This window comes from Streptomyces cacaoi (assembly GCF_006539165.1).
GTDB lineage: Bacteria > Actinomycetota > Actinomycetes > Streptomycetales > Streptomycetaceae > Streptomyces > Streptomyces cacaoi.
Genome location: NZ_BJMM01000084.1, coordinates 1 through 15,836, shown reverse-complemented (window position 1 = coordinate 15,836; position 15,836 = coordinate 1). Strand labels below are relative to the sequence as shown.

14 protein-coding genes and 2 riboswitches are annotated in these 15,836 nt (G+C 75.2%); of the genes, 2 read left to right on the top strand and 12 right to left on the bottom strand.

What is annotated here, in order from left to right; all coding sequences use genetic code 11:
- The first annotated feature begins 295 nt into the window (after positions 1-295).
- A complete protein-coding gene (locus tag SCA03_RS33175; protein WP_086818074.1) occupies positions 296-1,432 on the top strand; it encodes a M64 family metallopeptidase in 1,137 nt (378 codons plus the stop codon).
- Positions 1,433-1,455: 23 nt separating this feature from the next.
- Here SCA03_RS33175 and SCA03_RS33170 read toward each other — a convergent pair whose 3' ends face one another.
- From SCA03_RS33170 to SCA03_RS33115, 12 genes are all read right to left on the bottom strand, one after another.
- Positions 1,456-2,199, bottom strand: a complete 744-nt coding sequence (locus tag SCA03_RS33170) for a dienelactone hydrolase family protein (RefSeq protein ID WP_086818075.1) — start codon at positions 2,197-2,199, stop codon at positions 1,456-1,458.
- A gap of 439 nt (positions 2,200-2,638) precedes the next feature.
- The gene (locus SCA03_RS35615; RefSeq protein WP_230989077.1) at positions 2,639-3,685 is read right to left on the bottom strand and encodes a (2Fe-2S)-binding protein; all 1,047 of its coding nucleotides are present in this window, start codon (positions 3,683-3,685) and stop codon (positions 2,639-2,641) included.
- A complete protein-coding gene (locus SCA03_RS33160) occupies positions 3,682-4,596 on the bottom strand; it encodes an ABC transporter ATP-binding protein (protein ID WP_086818001.1) in 915 nt (304 codons plus the stop codon). The genes SCA03_RS35615 and SCA03_RS33160 overlap by 4 nt, the downstream gene beginning before the upstream one ends.
- The gene (locus SCA03_RS33155) at positions 4,593-5,807 is read right to left on the bottom strand and encodes a FecCD family ABC transporter permease (protein ID WP_230989076.1); all 1,215 of its coding nucleotides are present in this window, start codon (positions 5,805-5,807) and stop codon (positions 4,593-4,595) included. Before SCA03_RS33155 ends, SCA03_RS33160 begins: the two co-directional genes overlap by 4 nt.
- Positions 5,808-5,819: 12 nt before the next feature.
- Positions 5,820-6,851 (bottom strand): ABC transporter substrate-binding protein, encoded by a 1,032-nt coding sequence (locus SCA03_RS33150; protein WP_037849857.1) that lies wholly within the window; start codon positions 6,849-6,851, stop codon positions 5,820-5,822.
- A gap of 34 nt (positions 6,852-6,885) precedes the next feature.
- Positions 6,886-7,017, bottom strand: a riboswitch (cobalamin riboswitch).
- 84 nt (positions 7,018-7,101) lie between these two features.
- Complete coding sequence (locus SCA03_RS33145; protein ID WP_086818000.1) at positions 7,102-7,941, bottom strand: ABC transporter ATP-binding protein; 840 nt, start codon at positions 7,939-7,941, stop codon at positions 7,102-7,104.
- Positions 7,938-9,038 carry a FecCD family ABC transporter permease gene (locus SCA03_RS33140; protein ID WP_371864031.1) on the bottom strand — a complete coding sequence of 367 codons (1,101 nt, stop codon included), beginning with the start codon at positions 9,036-9,038 and terminating at the stop codon, positions 7,938-7,940. The genes SCA03_RS33145 and SCA03_RS33140 overlap by 4 nt, the downstream gene beginning before the upstream one ends.
- Complete coding sequence (locus SCA03_RS33135; protein ID WP_371864030.1) at positions 9,035-10,069, bottom strand: ABC transporter substrate-binding protein; 1,035 nt, start codon at positions 10,067-10,069, stop codon at positions 9,035-9,037. The genes SCA03_RS33140 and SCA03_RS33135 overlap by 4 nt, the downstream gene beginning before the upstream one ends.
- 62 nt (positions 10,070-10,131) lie before the next feature.
- A riboswitch (cobalamin riboswitch) is annotated at positions 10,132-10,340 on the bottom strand.
- A 430-nt stretch (positions 10,341-10,770) separates the two neighbouring features.
- Positions 10,771-11,163, bottom strand: coding sequence for a hypothetical protein (locus SCA03_RS37380; RefSeq protein ID WP_371864029.1), 393 nt, complete (start codon positions 11,161-11,163; stop codon positions 10,771-10,773).
- Positions 11,164-11,383: 220 nt separating this feature from the next.
- A complete protein-coding gene (locus SCA03_RS33125; protein WP_086817999.1) occupies positions 11,384-13,003 on the bottom strand; it encodes an FAD-dependent oxidoreductase in 1,620 nt (539 codons plus the stop codon).
- Between the two features lie 186 nt (positions 13,004-13,189).
- A complete protein-coding gene (locus SCA03_RS33120; protein WP_086817998.1) occupies positions 13,190-14,077 on the bottom strand; it encodes a TIGR01777 family oxidoreductase in 888 nt (295 codons plus the stop codon).
- A gap of 58 nt (positions 14,078-14,135) precedes the next feature.
- Positions 14,136-14,666: a DUF4240 domain-containing protein gene (locus tag SCA03_RS33115; RefSeq protein ID WP_030887549.1), complete on the bottom strand. Its 531-nt coding sequence runs from the start codon at positions 14,664-14,666 to the stop codon at positions 14,136-14,138.
- A gap of 153 nt (positions 14,667-14,819) precedes the next feature.
- On the opposite strand from SCA03_RS33115, the gene SCA03_RS33110 reads away from it, so the two are divergent.
- Entirely contained in the window at positions 14,820-15,767 is a 948-nt protein-coding gene (locus tag SCA03_RS33110; protein ID WP_086817997.1) for an SDR family oxidoreductase, read from the top strand.
- Positions 15,768-15,836: the final 69 nt, after the last annotated feature.

Here is a 15,836-nt window from a genome sequence, read left to right as displayed (position 1 = left end):
GCGGGGTGGGAGAGACTGTGTTCGTGGGGCGGGGCGGAATCGGTTGCTACGAAAAAGGCACGTGGGTGAGGTGGGCCCTATGGGGGCTGTCACAAAGGGGTGGGTTTTTCGGGACTCACGGGCGAGGAATTGTGTGCGGGCCGTGAGGGGAAAAGGGCGGGAAAAGTGCGCCGGGTCACAGGAGTTCGGTGTCCCGGGGGGTGGCGCCGGACCGGTTGTCGCGGTGGCGGGGCGGTTCTAGGTTGTTCCGCGTCCGCCGCTCGACGGTTCGCCACCGACCCCACACGGAGCGTCCATGCCGGCCAGTTCATCCCGTCAACTCAGACCGTCCGGACCGTCCGGGAGCCCCTCCCGCAGACGTCGGCCCGCCCTGTTCGGCGGGCTCGCCGGTGCCGTGGCGCTCGTTCTCTGCGCCTCCGGTGTCCTCGGTGGCTCCGGAGCTGCCGCCGCCCCGGCCGTGCCCGGGCAGGGGGAGAGCCCGGGCACGGCGGCCGCCACCGTCGATCACGTGGAGCACTTCGACGGCTCGGGCCCGGCCGGTTACCGCTCGGGGGTGCCCGCCGCGGCGCCGGACCGCCTCGTCGAGCGCCGCAGGCCCCTCGCGCCGGTGGAGCGGCGCGGGGACGGCCGGGTCTCCGCGCTCCAGCGGACCGGTCCGAGCGCGGAGCGGCTCGACATCGTCCTCATCGGGGACGGCTACACCGCCGACCAGCAGGAGGACTTCCGGCAGGACGCGGAGGCGAAGTGGGCCGATGTGGCGGCCATCGAGCCGTTCACGAGCCACACCGGCCAGATGAACGTGTGGACGGTGGAGGCCGTCTCCCGTGACTCCGGGGTGTCCGGCGACCCCGCACAGGACGTCGTCAAGGACACGGCGCTGGGCACGTACTTCTGGTGCGACGGTATGGAACGGCTGCTGTGCGCCGACCTGACCCGGGTCGACAGCTATGCGCGGCAGGCACCGGCCGCCGACATCGTCATCGTGGTGGCCAACTCGGCCAAGTACGGCGGCGCCGGCTACAACAGGCTGACGGGGTACCCCTTCGACGGCGTCTCCACCCTCTCCTCCGACCACGACAGCTCCAGCCTGATCGCCGTCCACGAGGCAGCGCACTCCATCGGCCGGCTCGCCGACGAGTACGACGAGGGCGAGTCCGGCGTCTACCAGGGGCCCGAGCCGGAGGACGTCAACATCAGCACGTATCCCGCGCAGGAGATGGCCGACCGCGGGGCCAAGTGGCACGACTGGCTGGGCAAGCCGGACCCGGCGGGCGGCAGCACCGGCACCTTCGAGGGCGCCGGGTACTACGGGCAGGGCCTCTACCGGCCCACCGAGACCTCCCTGATGCGGGACTTCTCGGTGCGGGAGTTCAACAACCCCAGCAGGCAGGGCCTCGTCGACGGCTTCGAGCGGTACACCCACGGGGAGTGAGCCCGCGCTCTCCCGCGCCTGCGTCAGCCGCCGAGGCTCGTGGCGAACAGCGCGGCCAGCGCTGACCAGTGGCGCTCGGTCGCGGCCTCGTCGTGGGTCGGGTTGTCCGGCACCGCGAAGCCGTGTGCTGCCGGATAGGTCTCCATGGTGTGCCGTACGCCCGCGGAGATCAGGGCGCGCTCCAGCCGGTCGAACTGCTCGGGCGGGAAGTGCTCGTCGTTCTCCGCCGCCGCGACGAGGACGTGGGCGCCCATGCGGTCGGCCAGCCGGTGCGGCGCGTCGGGGTCGCTCTCGTCGGCGAGCCCGCCGCCGTGGAACGACGCCGCCGCGACGACGCGGTCCGGCCGGTGTCCGGCCACGATGAGCGAGGTGCGGCCGCCCATGCAGTACCCGGTGGTGCCGACACGGTCGGTGGAGACCTCGGGGCGCTCCGCGAGGAAGGCGAGGAACGCGTCGGCGTCCCGGAGCACCATCGGGGTGGTCAGGCTGCCCGCCAGGGCGAACAGGCGCTCCCGCTCGGCCGGGTCGCTGAGCGCCGTCGCGGGGTCGAACGGGGCGTAACCGCCGGTGCGGTAGTACACGTCGGGCAGGAGGACGGTGTATCCGAGCTGGGCGAGCCGGTCCGCCATCGCCGCGAAGGTCTCCCGGGCCCCGGCGGCGTCCGGGTAGAGGAGCACCGCCGGCCGGGCGCCGGGGGACGACGGTGTGTGCAGGGTCGCGCGGCAGTCGCCGTCCTCGGTCGGCACGGTGACGTCGGTTCGGGGCATCCGGACTCCTGGTGATCGGTGGCTTCGGACGGGGGTGGGCTGCCGACGGGGGACGGTGGTGCGGTGCGGCCCGGGTGGCGGGCCGGGTGGCGGGTCGGGTGTCGGCCCGGGCGCGCGCGGTGCGGGGCATGCGGGGCGAGGTCGTCGTCCCGCTGCCGGGCGTTCCGCTGCCGGGCGTTCCGCTTTCGTCCGTCCGTTCCGTCGTCGCGCTGTCCGTTCTACTGCCGCACCGGGCCGTGGCGGCGGCCGTTTCGCTCTGGGCGTGCCTTCTGCGCCGGTAGCGGAATCGTCGGCGGGGCGGGCTCAACTCCCGTACGGGGGTGCCGCGTCGGGCGGCATGGGCGCAGGGGCAGGCGTGGGCGCAGGCGCAAGCAAAGGCGCAGGGGCCGGGGGCAGGGGCGAGGCGGAGGCATCGGCCGCGGGTTCGCGGCGTCGGCGCTCAGCGGCTCGTGGGGCCCGTGCGGCCCGCGTAGGCCCGCACGCGCTCCTCCCGCGGGGTCAGACAGCAACTGGCGCAGCGCACCGCCTCGGCGGAGGTGTAGAAGAGGCAGCAGGTGTTGCGCAGATAGCGCAGGCGGGCGCTGCCGTCGGCGTGTGCGATCTCGACGACGTCGCCCAGCCGCGCCAGTTCGGGCACGGGCGCGGTGAACTCCCGCCAGCGGCGGGCCAGTTGTGCCGGGCCCGGTCGGGTGGCCGCGCACAGTGCCGTCGCGCAGCCGTGTGCGACCCCGCCGCGCAGCTGGCGCCGGCCGGCGCGGGTGGCCCGGTGCAGGGCGTCGGCCAGCGGCAGCAGATGGCTGTGCAGCACCGCCTCGTGCAGCGCGGGCAGCGCGGCGGAGCGGCCCCCCGGGCCGGGCGCTTCCGCTACTTCCGGCTCTCCCGGTCCTTCCGATGCTTCCGGCGCGTCCGGTTCTCCCGGTGCTCCCGGTCCTTCCGACGCTTCGGGGGCGCCCCGCACCCCTGGCGAGCCCGGAGCGTCCCGTCGGTCCGCTGCCGCGCCGGTCGCCGCGCCGGTCGCCGCGCCGGTCGCCGTGCCGGTCGCCGTGCCGCGGGCGGACGCGGTGAGCACGGCGGGGACCCGCAGCCGGACCCCGGCGATGCCGTGGGTGCCGGGCCTGACCAGCACATTGTGCGGCCGTACGTCCCAGACGGTGCCGTCCAGTGCCCACTGGAGCACGGCGGCGGCCGTGACCCGTCCCGCGTAGACGGCGGCGAGGGTGAGCGCGGCGGCGTGTGCCGTGCGGTGGCCGCTGCTCTCGTACTCGGCGGTCAGCAGCCGGTCGAGCTCGGGGGTGCCGGGGGTGAGCAGGCGGTCGGCGGGGAGCCAGTCGTCGGCCTCGGACGGCGGCGGGTCCCCGGCCGTCATGTGGTAGCGGACGCCGTGCGCCGAGGCGAGGCCGGTGAGGGCCGTCAGCGCCGTGAGGTCGTCCAACTCGCGGGACACCCAGGGGTGTTCGGCGGTGCCGCCGGGGGCCGGGCCGCTCACCGGGCGCCCTCCGTGGCACCCGTCGTGAACCCCTCCGCCGCGGTCGGCGGGACGGCCCGCCGGACGGTGGGCGGAGCCGCCGGCGGCAGGTACACCACGGTCGGTGCGCCCGTCGCCGGGTGCACCCGTACCTCGGCCCGCACGCCGTAGACCTCGGCCAGCAGCTCCTCCGTGAGGACCTCCTCGGGCGTGCCGTCGGCGACGAGGCGACCCTCGGCGAGGACGTAGAGGCGGTCGCAGAAGTACGCGGCGAGGTTCAGATCGTGCAGGACGAGCAGCGAGGTGGCGGGCAGCGCACGCACCAGGGTGAGCAGATCGAGCTGGTGGCGGACGTCGAGATGGTTGGTCGGCTCGTCGAGTGCCAGCAGCGCCGGACGCTGGACGAGGGCGCGCGCCAGCAGGACGCGTTGTTTCTCGCCGCCGGACAGCTCGTCGAACGGCCGGTCGGCCAGCGCCGCCCCGCCGGTGTCCGCCAGCGCCTCGTGCACATACGCCGCGTCGCGCGCGGTGTCGCCCTCCCAGAACCGCTTGTGCGGGGAGCGTCCCATGGCCACGACCTGCCGGACGGTCAGTCCGAAGCCGCCGCCGGAGTCCTGCGGTACGGCGGCCACCCGGCGGGCGCGCTCCTTCACGCTCAGCCGTGCCGTGTCCGCACCGTCGTGGAGGACGCGGCCGGAGACGGGGCGCAGCACGCCCTGGACGCAGCGCAACAGGGTCGTCTTGCCGCTGCCGTTGGGGCCGACGATCCCCACGGACTCGCCGGGGCGTGCCTCCAGCGTGACCCCGTCGACGAGGGGGCGTCCCGCCACCGCGTAGGTCACGTCCTCGACGCGCAGATGCAGGGCGGCACCGGGGTCGGTGGCCGGTGCGGCGGCGGCCGGCGCGGTGCCGGTGGAGCCGGGGCCGTTCACGCCATCACCCCCTGGGCGCGCTGCGAACGCCGCAGCAGCCAGAGGAAGAACGGGCCGCCGGTGAGCGCCGTCAGCACGCCCACCGGGATCTCCTCGGGGGCGGCCACCGTCCGCGCCGCCAGGTCCGCCAGGACGAGGAAGGCCGCACCGCCCAGCGCCGCCACCGGCAGCAGCGCACGGTGCCCGGCGCCCACCGCCATCCGCGCCGCGTGCGGGACCATCAGCCCGATGAAGCCGATCGAGCCGCTGACCGTCACCAGCACCGCCGTGACCAGCGACGCCAGCACGAACGCGAGGGCGCGGAAGCGCGAGGTGTCCAGGCCCAGCGCCGTCGCCCCCTCCTCTCCTGCCAGCAGCAGATCCAGCGGCCGGGCCAGCGCCAGCAGGACGGCGAGCCCGGCGAGCAGCGCCAGCGCCGGCAGCAGCAGGGTGTGCCAGCGGGCCTGGCCGAGGCCGCCCAGCGTCCAGAAGAGGATGGCGCGCAGATGTTCGGCCTGCTCGGAGCGGACGAGCAGGAGACTCGTGAGCGCCGAGAGGATGTACTGCACCGCCACCCCGGCCAGCACCAGTCGGCCCGTCGTCATCGAGCCGCCGCGGCGGGCCATCGCGTACACGACGACGAGCGCGCCGAGCGCCCCGACGAAGGCGCCCACCTGCATGGACACCGCGCCGATGCCCAGCACGACGACGCACACGGCGCCCGTCGAGGCGCCGGAGGAGATGCCCAGCAGATAGGGGTCGGCCAGCGGGTTGCGCACCAGCGCCTGGAGCACGGTGCCGACGACGGCGAGCCCCGCGCCGACGACGGCCGCCAGCAGCACCCGCGGCAGCCGTACGTCCAGCACGATCGTCGTCAGCGGTCCGGCCTCGCCCTGCCCGGTCAGCGCGCGCAGCACCTCGCCCACCGGCACCCGCGCCGAGCCGAACACCAGGCTCGCCACGGCGGCGACGACGAGCAGCGCGAGCAGCCCGCCGGCCACCAGCGTGAACCGCAACGAGGATCCGGCCCGGTCCGTCCGGCCGGGGCCCGTCCGGCCGGGTGCCGCACCGTCCGGCTGTGCTGTCGCCGTACCGTCCGGCTGTGCTGCCGCCGTACCGTCCGGCTGTGCCGCCGCCGCACCGTCCGGCGGTGTCTCCGCGTCCGGGGAACCGGTCGGGGAGGGCGCGGCGGTCCCGGCCGCGGGGCCGGGCCTCGGGGTCGTGGATGTCATCTCCGCCGCCCCCTACGCCTCGGGGTGCAGCTGCCGGGCCAGCTCGTCGACCGCGTCCGGCACCCGCACCCCCAGCACGGCGGAGGACAGCGGCAGCACCGCGAACCGCTTGTGCTTGATCGCGGGCACCTCGGCCAGCGCCGGATCGTTCAGCAGCCGCTTCTTCTTCTCGGCGACCGGGGTGCCGCCGTAGTCGTAGATCACCACGACCTCCGGCTTGCGCTGGACGACCTTCTCCCAGGAGACGTCGGCGAAGGTCCGGTGCACATCGGAGAAGATGTTGCGCCCGCCGGCCCGCCGCACGATGTCGTTGCCGATGCCCTCGCCGCCCGCGGTGAACGCCGTGCTGTCGCCGCTGTCGTAGACGAAGACGGACGGCTTGTGCACGCCCTTGAGCCGCTTCGCCGACGCCGCCAGCTGCGCGTCCTGCTTTTCGATCAGGGCCTCGGCCCGCCCGGGAACGCCGAACGTGCGGCCCACCTCACGGATCTCCTTGCGCAGGGTGCCCGCGTCGACGTCCTGGGTGCAGCCTTCGAGGTTCAGCCGGGAGTCGACACCGCTCTCCTTGAGCGCGGAACGCTCCCGGCCCTCGGACTTGTCGAAGGCGCTGTCGTACCCGCCGTAGACGAAGTCGGGGTCGGCCGCCAGCAGCGTCTCCTTGGACGGGTACTTCTTCGCCAGCACCTCGACCTCGCCGTACTGCTTCGCGTACTTCGGCAGGATCCGGTCGTCGAGGTAGGCCGTGCCCACCATGCGGTCCTGGAGGCCGAGCGCCAGCATGATCTCCGTGACGTGCTGGTTCATCGTCACCACACGCTCGGGCGGCCTCTCGAACGTCGTCTTCACACCGCAGTTGGTGACCGTGTAGGGGAAGCCCCGCGGGGGTTTGCCGTCCCCGTGCGCGGAGTCCGCCGACGGGGAGCCGCCGCAGGCCGCCGTCAGCGGGGCCAGCAGCAGGGCGGTGCACAGGGCGCGCACGGGGAGCCGGGTGTACCGCGTGCGGAGGGCACGGCGGGGGGTGACGGCCGGGCGCGGCCGGTTCATGGGTGCCTCCTCGAAGGGATCCTCGTCCCCTGGCGTATGAGGAAGACGGCAGCCCAGTGTCTGACTCCCGGCTCCGTGCCGCGCTGACGCGCACGGGGCCGGTCACAGTGGCGGGACCGCGCCGGATTCGCACCGGCTTCCTGGCCTCTGCCGTCTCGATCGAATTGTTGTGCCCGTGCAGTCTTCCACACCCGGCGCGGGAGGGAACCCCCAGGCCGGACCGGGGCAGCTCCTTGGCGGGCCCGCCCGGTCAGTCCGGGTCGGCCGGTGGCAGGAAGCGGATCGAGGGGCGGTCGCCGGGGGAGGCGGGGGTGACGACGGCCCGGACGCCGTAGACCCGGGCGATCAGTGCCGGGGTGAGCACCTGCGCGGGCCGCCCGGCGGCGACGGGCCGCCCCCGGTCGAGGACGAGCAGCCGGTCGCAGAACATGGCGGCCAGGTTCAGATCGTGCAGGGCGACGACGCTGGTGAGCGGGAGGCGGGCGACCAGGCCGAGCAGCTCCAACTGGTGCTGGATGTCGAGGTGGTTGGTGGGCTCGTCCAGCAGCAGCTCGGTGGGGCGCTGGGCGAGGGCGCGGGCGATCTGGGCGCGCTGGCGTTCGCCGCCGGAGAGGGTGTGCCAGGAGCGGTCGAGCAGCGCGCCGAGCCGGGTGTGGCGGACGGCCTCGTCGACGGCGCTGCCGTCGTCCGCGCCGTCGGCCGCCGCCCACGGTGCCCCGCGGTGCGGGATGCGGCCGAGCCGGACGACGTCGCGGACGGTCAGCTCGACGCCGGTCTCGGAGTGCTGCTCGACGACGGCGACGCGCCGGGCCACGGCACGCCGCCCGAGCCGCGGCAGGGGATCGCCGTCGAGGGTGACGACACCGGAGGCGGTGGGCCGCACCCCGGCCAGCAGCCGCAACAGGGTGGACTTTCCCGAGCCGTTGGGCCCGAGGAGCCCGACGGTCTCGCCGGGCTCGGGCGCCAGATCGACACCGTCGACGACCAGGCGCCCGCCCGCCTGCCAGGAGACCCGCTCGGCCCGCAGCCCCCGGGCGCCCTCGCCCGCGCGCTCGGGCCGTCGTTCGGTGGCCGCCGTCCGCCGGCTCATGCGGGCACCCTCCCGGTGGCGCGCCGCCCCCGGTGCAGGACGACGACGAAGGCGGGCACGCCGACCAGTGAGGTGGCGACACCGACGGGCAGTTCGCGCGGGTCGAGCAGGGTGCGTGCCGCGGTGTCCACCCACACCAGGAAGACGGCGCCGACGAGCGCGGTCACCGGCAGCAGCCGCCGGTGCGCCGGTCCGGTGAGGGCCCGCGCGGCGTGCGGCAGGACGAGGCCGACGAAGCCGATCGCCCCGGCGGAGCTGACCAGTACGGCCGTCAGCAGCGCGGTGGCCAGCAGCAGGGTGAGCCGGACCCGGCGCACGGCCACCCCGAGCGCCGCGGCCGCCTCCTGGCCGAAGGTGAAGGCGTCCAGCGCGGGCGCGTGGCAGAGGCAGACGGCCAGCACGGCGAACAGCACACCCGCGCCGAGCGCGACCTCGCCCCACCCGGCCGTGCCGAGGGAGCCGAGCAGCCAGAACAGCACACCGCGGGTCTGCTCGGCGTCGGCGGAGGTGAACACGATGAACGAGGTCAGCGCGGAGAAGAGCTGCATGGCGGCGACACCGGACAGCAGCACCCGGTCCGTCGTCCCGCCGGAGGTGTGGGCGAGCAGCAGCACCAGCCCGAAGGAGAGCACGGCCCCGGCGAAGGCGCCCGCCGACAGCGACAGCGCGCCGCCGCCGACACCGAGCACGACGACGGCCACGGCCCCGGTGGAGGCCCCGGAGGACACCCCCAGGACGAACGGGTCGGCGAGCGGGTTGCGCAGCAGCGACTGGAGGACGGCCCCGCACAGGGCCAGCCCGGCCCCGCACACGGCGGCCAACAGGGCGCGCGGCAGCCGCAGTTCCCACACGATGCCCTCGCGCAGCGGGCTCAGCCCCGACTCGGCGCCGCCCAGCCGCTCGGCGACGACCCGCCACACGTCACCGGCGGCGATCCCGGCCTGCCCGATCGTGATGGCCGGCGCCACCGACAGGGCCAGCGCCACCAGGCCCAGACAGCAGAAGACGACGGTTCCGCGGCCCGTGCGGGCGGCGCGCACGGCGCGCGCGGTGAACCCGGGGGGTGCGGCGGGCGGGTCGGCGGGGTGCGCGCTCACCGTGTCCGCCCGAGCGCGCGCAGCGCCTCCGCGACCTGCTCGGCGCCTTCCACGGTGCGCAGCGAGGGGTTCATGGCGGCCCCGCTCACCGGTATCCAGCGCTTCTCGCGTACGGCCGTCATGTGCCGGGTGACGGGGCTCGACTCCAGCTTCGCGATCTTCGCCTTCGCGCTCTCTGCCGTCTGGTTCTTCCGCGTCAGATCGCCGAGGACGAGCACGTCCGGGTCGCGGTCGGCGATCGTCTCCCAGCCGGCCTGCGGCCACTCGTCGTGGGTGTCGTCGAAGACGTTCTTCGCGCCCACGGCCTCGGTGATCACCCCGGGTGCCCCGCAACAGCCCGCCACATAGGGCGATTCGGCGTTCGCGAACCAGTACAGGACGCGGGTGCCGGAGGCGTCCGCCTTCCGCGCCTTCGCCATCCGGGCCTTGAGCCGCCGGACGAGCCGCTCGCCCCGCTCGTCGACGTCGAAGGCGTGCGCGAGGTCGCGGATCTCGCGGTGCACGGTGGCCATCGTGAGGGGCTCGGTGCGGGCGCCGTCGCCGGTGGAGCCCTTCGCCTTGCCGCACTCGGTGGGCGAGAGGTAGGTGGGCACGCCCAGCTTCGCGAACCGGTCGCGCGGGGCGACGCCGCCCTTGTCGAGGGTGGCGGCGAAGGACGCGGTGACCAGGTCCGGATCGGTGTCGAGCACCTTCTCCAGCGCGGGGTAACCGTCGGCGAGCCGCGGCACCTTCGCGTTCTCCTTCTCCAGGCCCTTCATGACGGGGTCGGTCCAGGTACCGGTGCCGGCCATGCGGTCGCCGAGGCCGAGCGCCAGCAGGATCTCCGTCGAGCCCTGGTCGAGGGAGACCGCGTGCCGGGGCGGACGCTTCAGGGTGATCCGGTGCCCGCAGTTGTCGAGGGTGCGCGGATAGCCGGGCGCCGCCCTGCCGGTGTCGCCGGGGCCGGTGGTGCCGCAGCCGGCGGCGAGCAGGACGAGCGCCGCCACACAGGCGAGCGGGGTGAGCAGAGCGGGCGAACGGCGTGCGGCCACGGGGCAGTTGTTCCTTGTCCGTCGAAGGCTCGTCTCGCGGAGCCCGGCGTTCCACCGTGCCGGTCCTGGCACGGCTGCCAGCAGGTCTTCGGACTCGGAAGTTCGCCCCGGCCGGAAGCCGGTGCGGGGCGACGGACCCGGCGCCTTCCCGGAGGCGGAGCCTCCAGTGGCGTGTGCGCGGGACCTCTTCCTTACCGCTGCGCGTCAGTTCCGGCCTTGCACCGGATTCCCTCACCCGATCACGGGTTCGACTGGCGCAGGCAACGTACCACGTGCCGCGGCCGCGGCCGGGACGACGTCGGCCCCGCCCGGGCGGGCCGGGCGGGGCCGGGGGAGCGCCGCGTGAACCTGATCCGGCATCCGGCTGCCGGTGGGGCCGCCGCGCCGCCGACGGGCTTCCGTCGGACGGCCCGACCGGCACGATGACGGCTCCGGCACGCCGCCCCACCGGGATGCCGCACACGGCGGTTGCTGTCCGCGGCCGACCGCGGCCGGCCGCGTCGACGCGGCCGGCGGGACCGAAGGCCGACGGCATCGACATGTCGCAGAGTAGACACGGGCGGCCCGGCGATGGCTCCCGCTGGGCCGGAATTCACCCGCCGGAGCACTGTGCGGATGTACGGCGCCGCCGCGGGCCGGTGCACCTGTGTACCGGTGTGCCTGTGTACCGGTGTGCGGGTGCGGCCCGCGGCGGCCGGGGTTCACTGCGGGTTGGGCAGGAGCGCGCGCACCAGGCGGCAGGTGGTGGCCGACGGCGGGTGCACGCCGATGCGCTCCGCCGTGCGCCGGATGGTCTGGTTGCGGGCCTGCGCGGCGGTGTAGACACCGGTGTCGAGCAGGGCTATGGCGATCCGCATCGCCTTCAGGCGGCGGTTGTGGCTCTCGTACCACTCCCGCGGACGGCCCGCGGGCAGCGGCTTCTTGGGGAGCACCGGCAGCGTGGACATGTGCGGCAGCGGGTGCTGCCACACGTCGGTGTGCTGCGTGCGGCGGGTGCGCGGGGTGCCGGCGGTGCGACGGGCGGTGGGGTTCGCGGGGGGATTCTTGGCGTTCCCGGTCTGTGCGGTCCGGGTGCCGATACGGGCAGGGGCCATCGACGACCTCCTCCGATGCGTCGGTGCGCTTCCTGTCGCTTCCTTGTCGTTCTACCCCCGATTCTACCCGCGCCGACTGACAAAACCCGCTGGTCATCGGCGAGTTCGGGATGCCTGTTCGAATTGTTGGGTGTGGGATGGAAGGGGGGCGCGAGGCACTGTCGGAAGCCCCTGCGGGGCGCGGTCCGGACGGCGGGCGAGGCGGGCCGGGCCGCGCCGCTCAGGCCGCCGTCCGCTCCGGGGCGTCCGGTGCCGTGGGCAGTCCGAAGTCGCGCAGGATCTCCCGGGCCGCGCGCTCGGCCGAGGAGAGCGCACCGTCCGGGGTGCCGGTCTCCCGGTGGTCGCCGCACACGTACAGCCCCGCCAGCACCCGCACCGGGCGGCGCGGGTCGTGCGGCGGCGGCATCGCGGGCACCGCCTCCGGGTCGTGGTAGGCGGCCAGCAGCTCCCAGCCGTCCGTGGACGTGCCGTAGACCTCGGCCAGTTGGAGCCGGGCGGCCTTGTCCAGCAGCGCGGGCGACTCGGCCGCCTGCTCACCGAGCACCACCGAGGTCACCAGCGTGCGGCCGGGCTCCGCACGCGAGGGATCGACGGCGGACGCCACCCAGGTGTGGCTGACCGGGCCTGTCTGGGCACCGGCCGCCCGGCGCCCCGCCGCGCCCGGCCCGCAGACGCTGAACGCGGCGCCGACCGGGGCCGGTTCGTCCGCAGCGGACCGCTCCGGCCGGCCGACGGCGTGGTGCAGCACCGTCGCCGGATGGAAGCCCGGGGTCCGCAGGCCCGGCAGCAGCGTGGCCGCCGTACGGGCGCCCGTCGCGACCAGCACCGCCGCACACGGGAACGTGCCGTGCCGCTCGGTGCCGACCGCGTGCGTGCTCACCCAGGTCGCGCGGACCCCGGTGCGGACCGTGCCGGCCGGCAGCGCCGCCGCCAGCAGCTCCGGCACGGCGGACTGCCCGCCGGCCGGTACGCACAGCCCGCCGCGTACGAAGCCGCGCAGCGCCAGATCCGCGATCCGGCTGGACGTGCTCAGCTCCGGATCGCACAGCAGCGCCCCGAGCAGCGGGCGCACCAGCGTGTCCACGGTGCGCGCCGGCAGCCCGCGGCCGGCCGACAGGGCGCGCACGGCGGGCAGTTCGGGCCGCGCGAGCAGCGCCTCGGGGGACTGCGCGGCGAACCGGGCGAGCGCGTGCCGCAGCCGGACGAGGTCGAGCGCGTCCGACATGTCGGCGCGGCTTCTGGCGCCGGTCAGCGCACGGGCCGTGGTGAGTGCGCCCCGCGTGCTCCGTCCGCTCCAGCCGTTCCGTCCGCTCCAGCCGGTGCGGCCGGTGCGGCTGTGCCGGCCGTCCCGGACCGGGCGCTCCGCTTCCGCCCGAGCGCCGGTGCCGCCCCGGTCGGGGCCGGTGGCGCCGATCCGGTACCGCGTCGCCTGCCGGTCGCCGCGTACCGCGCCGCGGGGGAGGACGCGGTACCCCCGGCCGTCGGTGTGCACGAGGGCGCCCGGCTCGAACGGCCGCAGATCCAGGGCCTCCAGCGCCGGCAGCAGCGCACCCGGCCGGAACGGCAGCCCGGCGGCGCCCTCCGCCGTCCACAGCCCCTGGCAGCGGTCGAGCCGGTAGCCGTCGACGCGTTCGGTGCGCATCCGGCCGCCCACCGAGGACGCCGACTCCAGTACCAGGACGCGCAGTCCGGCGCCGGTCAGCCGGTGCGCCGCCGCGAGACCGGCCGGCCCCGCGCCGACCACGACGACATCGGCCGCCTCCCGGGCGCCCGCCGCGTCCACCTCTTCGCCGCCCGGCTCGCTCTGCCCTGTGCCTGCGCGTGCGCTGCTGATCCGCACGGTTCCTCCCGACGTCGACGTGCGGTGCGGGTTCCGATCGTGTGTGCGCTCCCGTCCTGATTCCCGAACGGATGCGCCCCATACCCGTGTTCACGCCGACTCTACGCAGCCGCTACGTCGCGCACAGTCGCTCCGTCGAGAGCACAGGCGCACACGGGCGCACGCCCCGGCACCGCACGGCGGCCCTCAGTCCAGCGCCGCCCGGATCGCGTCGTTGACGGTGGGGAAGGCGAAGGCGAAACCGGCCTCCAGGAGCCGGGCCGGCAGCACCCGCTGGCTGCCGAGCACATCGCCGGCGAACTCGCCCAGCGCCACCCGCAGTACGGGGGCCGGCACGGCGAACACCGTGGGTCGGTGCAGCACCCGGCCCATCGCCGCCGTCGCCTCCCGGTTGGTGACCGGCTCGGGCCCCGTGAGGTTCACCGGCCCGGCCAGCTCGCCGTCCAGCAGGAACCGCAGGGCCGCCACCTCGTCGTGCAGCGCGATCGGGCTCCAGAACTGGCGGCCGTCGCCCAGCCGTCCGCCGAGCCCCGCGCGGAAGAGCGGGAACAGCCGGCCCCAGGCGCCGCCCCGGCGGGAGACCACCAGCCCGGTGCGGGCGAAGACCGTCCGGATGCCGGCGTCCTGCGCGGGGCGCGCCGCGGCCTCCCAGTCCCGGCACAGCTCGGCGAGGAAACCCCGGCCGGGCTCCGCGCTCTCGTCCACGGCGCGCTCGCCCGTGTCGCCGTACCAGCCGATGGCGGTGCCCATCACCAGCGTGTGCGGCGGCTTCTCCAGCGCGGCGAGCGCCCGGGCGAGCACATCCGTGCCCCGCACCCGGCTGTCGTACAGCTCGGCCTTGTACGCGGCCGTCCAGCGGTGGTCGCCCACGCCCGCGCCCGCGAGATGCACGACGGCCTCGCAGCCGGCCAGCCCGTCGGTGTCCACCTGTCCGCGCCCGGGATCCCAGCGCACCTCGTCGCCCGCCGCGGCGGGCCGCCGCACGAGCCGCAGCACGTCGTGTCCGTCGGCGCGCAGCGAGCGGACGAGCGCGGATCCGATGAGTCCGGTGGAGCCGGTGACAGCGATACGCATGGGGCCATCCTGCCGACCCCGCACCGCCACGCGCATCCCGGCCGTCCCGTCCGGCCCGTCAACTCCCTTGCCCGGCACGGAAACGCGCCCACAGCCGGGGCAGCCGCTCGGCCAGCGCCTCCTCGTCCTCCAGATCGAGCGGCACGCCCTCCGGGTCCGGCGGCGGCTCCGGCAGGCCGAGATCGGGCAGCACGTCCCCGGTGAGCTGCTCGTACGCGTCATCGGCCGCGTAGCCCAGATCCTCCGCCTCCCCGTCCAGCTCCGGGTCGAACGCGTCGAGGAGGGCGGCGAGTGCGTCCGCGTCGTGCGCCGCGCCCTCGAAGACGCGGCGGCCCTGGCCGATGAGCCAGCAGCGGAAGGAGTCGAAGGCGTCGTCGCTCGCGCCGTCCAGCAGGATCCACGCGGCGGCCCACAGATCCCACTGGTGGGCACGGTTCCAGCGCGACTCGAAGTGCCGGGCGAAGCAGGTGACGGCGTCCGGATCGAGCTGGGCCAGCCGGTCGACGAGCAGGTCCGCCTGCTCCGCCGGGTCGCCCTCGGCGTCCTCCCGCGCGGAGTCGATCAGCTCCCAGAACCCCGTCTCGTCCATCACGCCCCTCAGCATCGGCCCTCCGTCACCGCTCCGCACGCGGAGTGCGGCAGACGCGGATCCGACGGGGATACCCGACGGAAGCTGACAGGTTTCCCTGCCAGCGTGGTCGCCGCCCCCCCCGATCCGAACCCGACCCGAGAGGGAACAGACGTGAACGCACCGCACACCCCGCCGCTGGCCGGCCGTACCGCCCTGGTCGCCGGGGCCACCCGCGGAGCCGGCCGGGCCATGGCCGTGGAACTGGCCCGGGCCGGAGCGACGGTCTGGGCGACCGGACGCACCTCGCGCGACCGCGGCACGGTCAGCGAGGTCGGCCGGCCCACCGAGACCATCGAGGAGACCGCCGAACGGGCCACCGAAGCCGGCCGCGACAGCGGCGGCCGGGGCATCCCCGCCGTCGTCGACCATCTCGACCCCGCGCAGGTCCGCGCGCTCATGGAACGCGTCGACGCCGCGCACGGCGGGCTCGACATCCTCGTCAACGACCTGTGGGGCGGCGACCGCTTCGTCGGCTTCGACAAGAAGCTGTGGGAACACGACCTGGACGAGGGACTGCGCGTCCTGCGGCTCGGCATCGACTCCCATCTGATCACCGCGCGGTACGCGCTGCCGCTGCTCACCCGCCGCGCCGGGGGACTGCTCGTCGAAGTCACCGACGGCACCGAGGAGTCCAACCGCGCCTACCGCGAACCCCTCTACTACGACCTCGCCAAGGCCGCGCCGCTGCGGATCGCCCGGGCGCTGGCCGAGGAGACCGAGGAGTACGGCACGACCGTCGTCTGCCTCACGCCCGGCTGGCTGCGGTCGGAGGCGATGCTGGACGAGCACTTCGAGGTGACCGAGGAGAACTGGCGCGAGGGGTGCGCGAAGGATCCGCACTTCGCCATCTCCGAGACGCCGGTCTTCGTCGGGCGGGCGGTCGCCGCGTTGGCGGGGGATCCGGACGTGCGGCGCTGGAACGGGTGCTTCCTCTCCAGCGGGGGGCTCGCCCAGGTGTACGGGTTCACCGATGTGGACGGGTCGGCGCCGGATGCGTGGCGGTACATCCTGGAGGTTCAGTTCGCCGGTAAGCCGGCGGATGTCGCGGGGTACCGCTGATCCCTGGCGCCGCCGTGGTTTCCGTTCTCTAGGGCTTCGCCCCTTGTATGGGGCTTCGCCCCTGTCCCC

Excerpts from the sequence above, each read along its gene's own strand:
- SCA03_RS33175 (WP_086818074.1), top strand. The coding sequence starts at position 296 with ATGCCGGCCAGTTCATCCCGTCAACTCAGACCGTCCGGACCGTCCGGG.
- SCA03_RS33170 (WP_086818075.1), bottom strand. The coding sequence starts at position 2,199 with ATGCCCCGAACCGACGTCACCGTGCCGACCGAGGACGGCGACTGCCGC.
- SCA03_RS33155 (WP_230989076.1), bottom strand. The coding sequence starts at position 5,807 with ATGACATCCACGACCCCGAGGCCCGGCCCCGCGGCCGGGACCGCCGCG.
- SCA03_RS33150 (WP_037849857.1), bottom strand. The coding sequence starts at position 6,851 with ATGAACCGGCCGCGCCCGGCCGTCACCCCCCGCCGTGCCCTCCGCACG.
- SCA03_RS33145 (WP_086818000.1), bottom strand. The coding sequence starts at position 7,941 with ATGAGCCGGCGGACGGCGGCCACCGAACGACGGCCCGAGCGCGCGGGC.
- SCA03_RS37380 (WP_371864029.1), bottom strand. The coding sequence starts at position 11,163 with ATGGCCCCTGCCCGTATCGGCACCCGGACCGCACAGACCGGGAACGCC.
- SCA03_RS33120 (WP_086817998.1), bottom strand. The coding sequence starts at position 14,077 with ATGCGTATCGCTGTCACCGGCTCCACCGGACTCATCGGATCCGCGCTC.
- SCA03_RS33115 (WP_030887549.1), bottom strand. The coding sequence starts at position 14,666 with ATGGACGAGACGGGGTTCTGGGAGCTGATCGACTCCGCGCGGGAGGAC.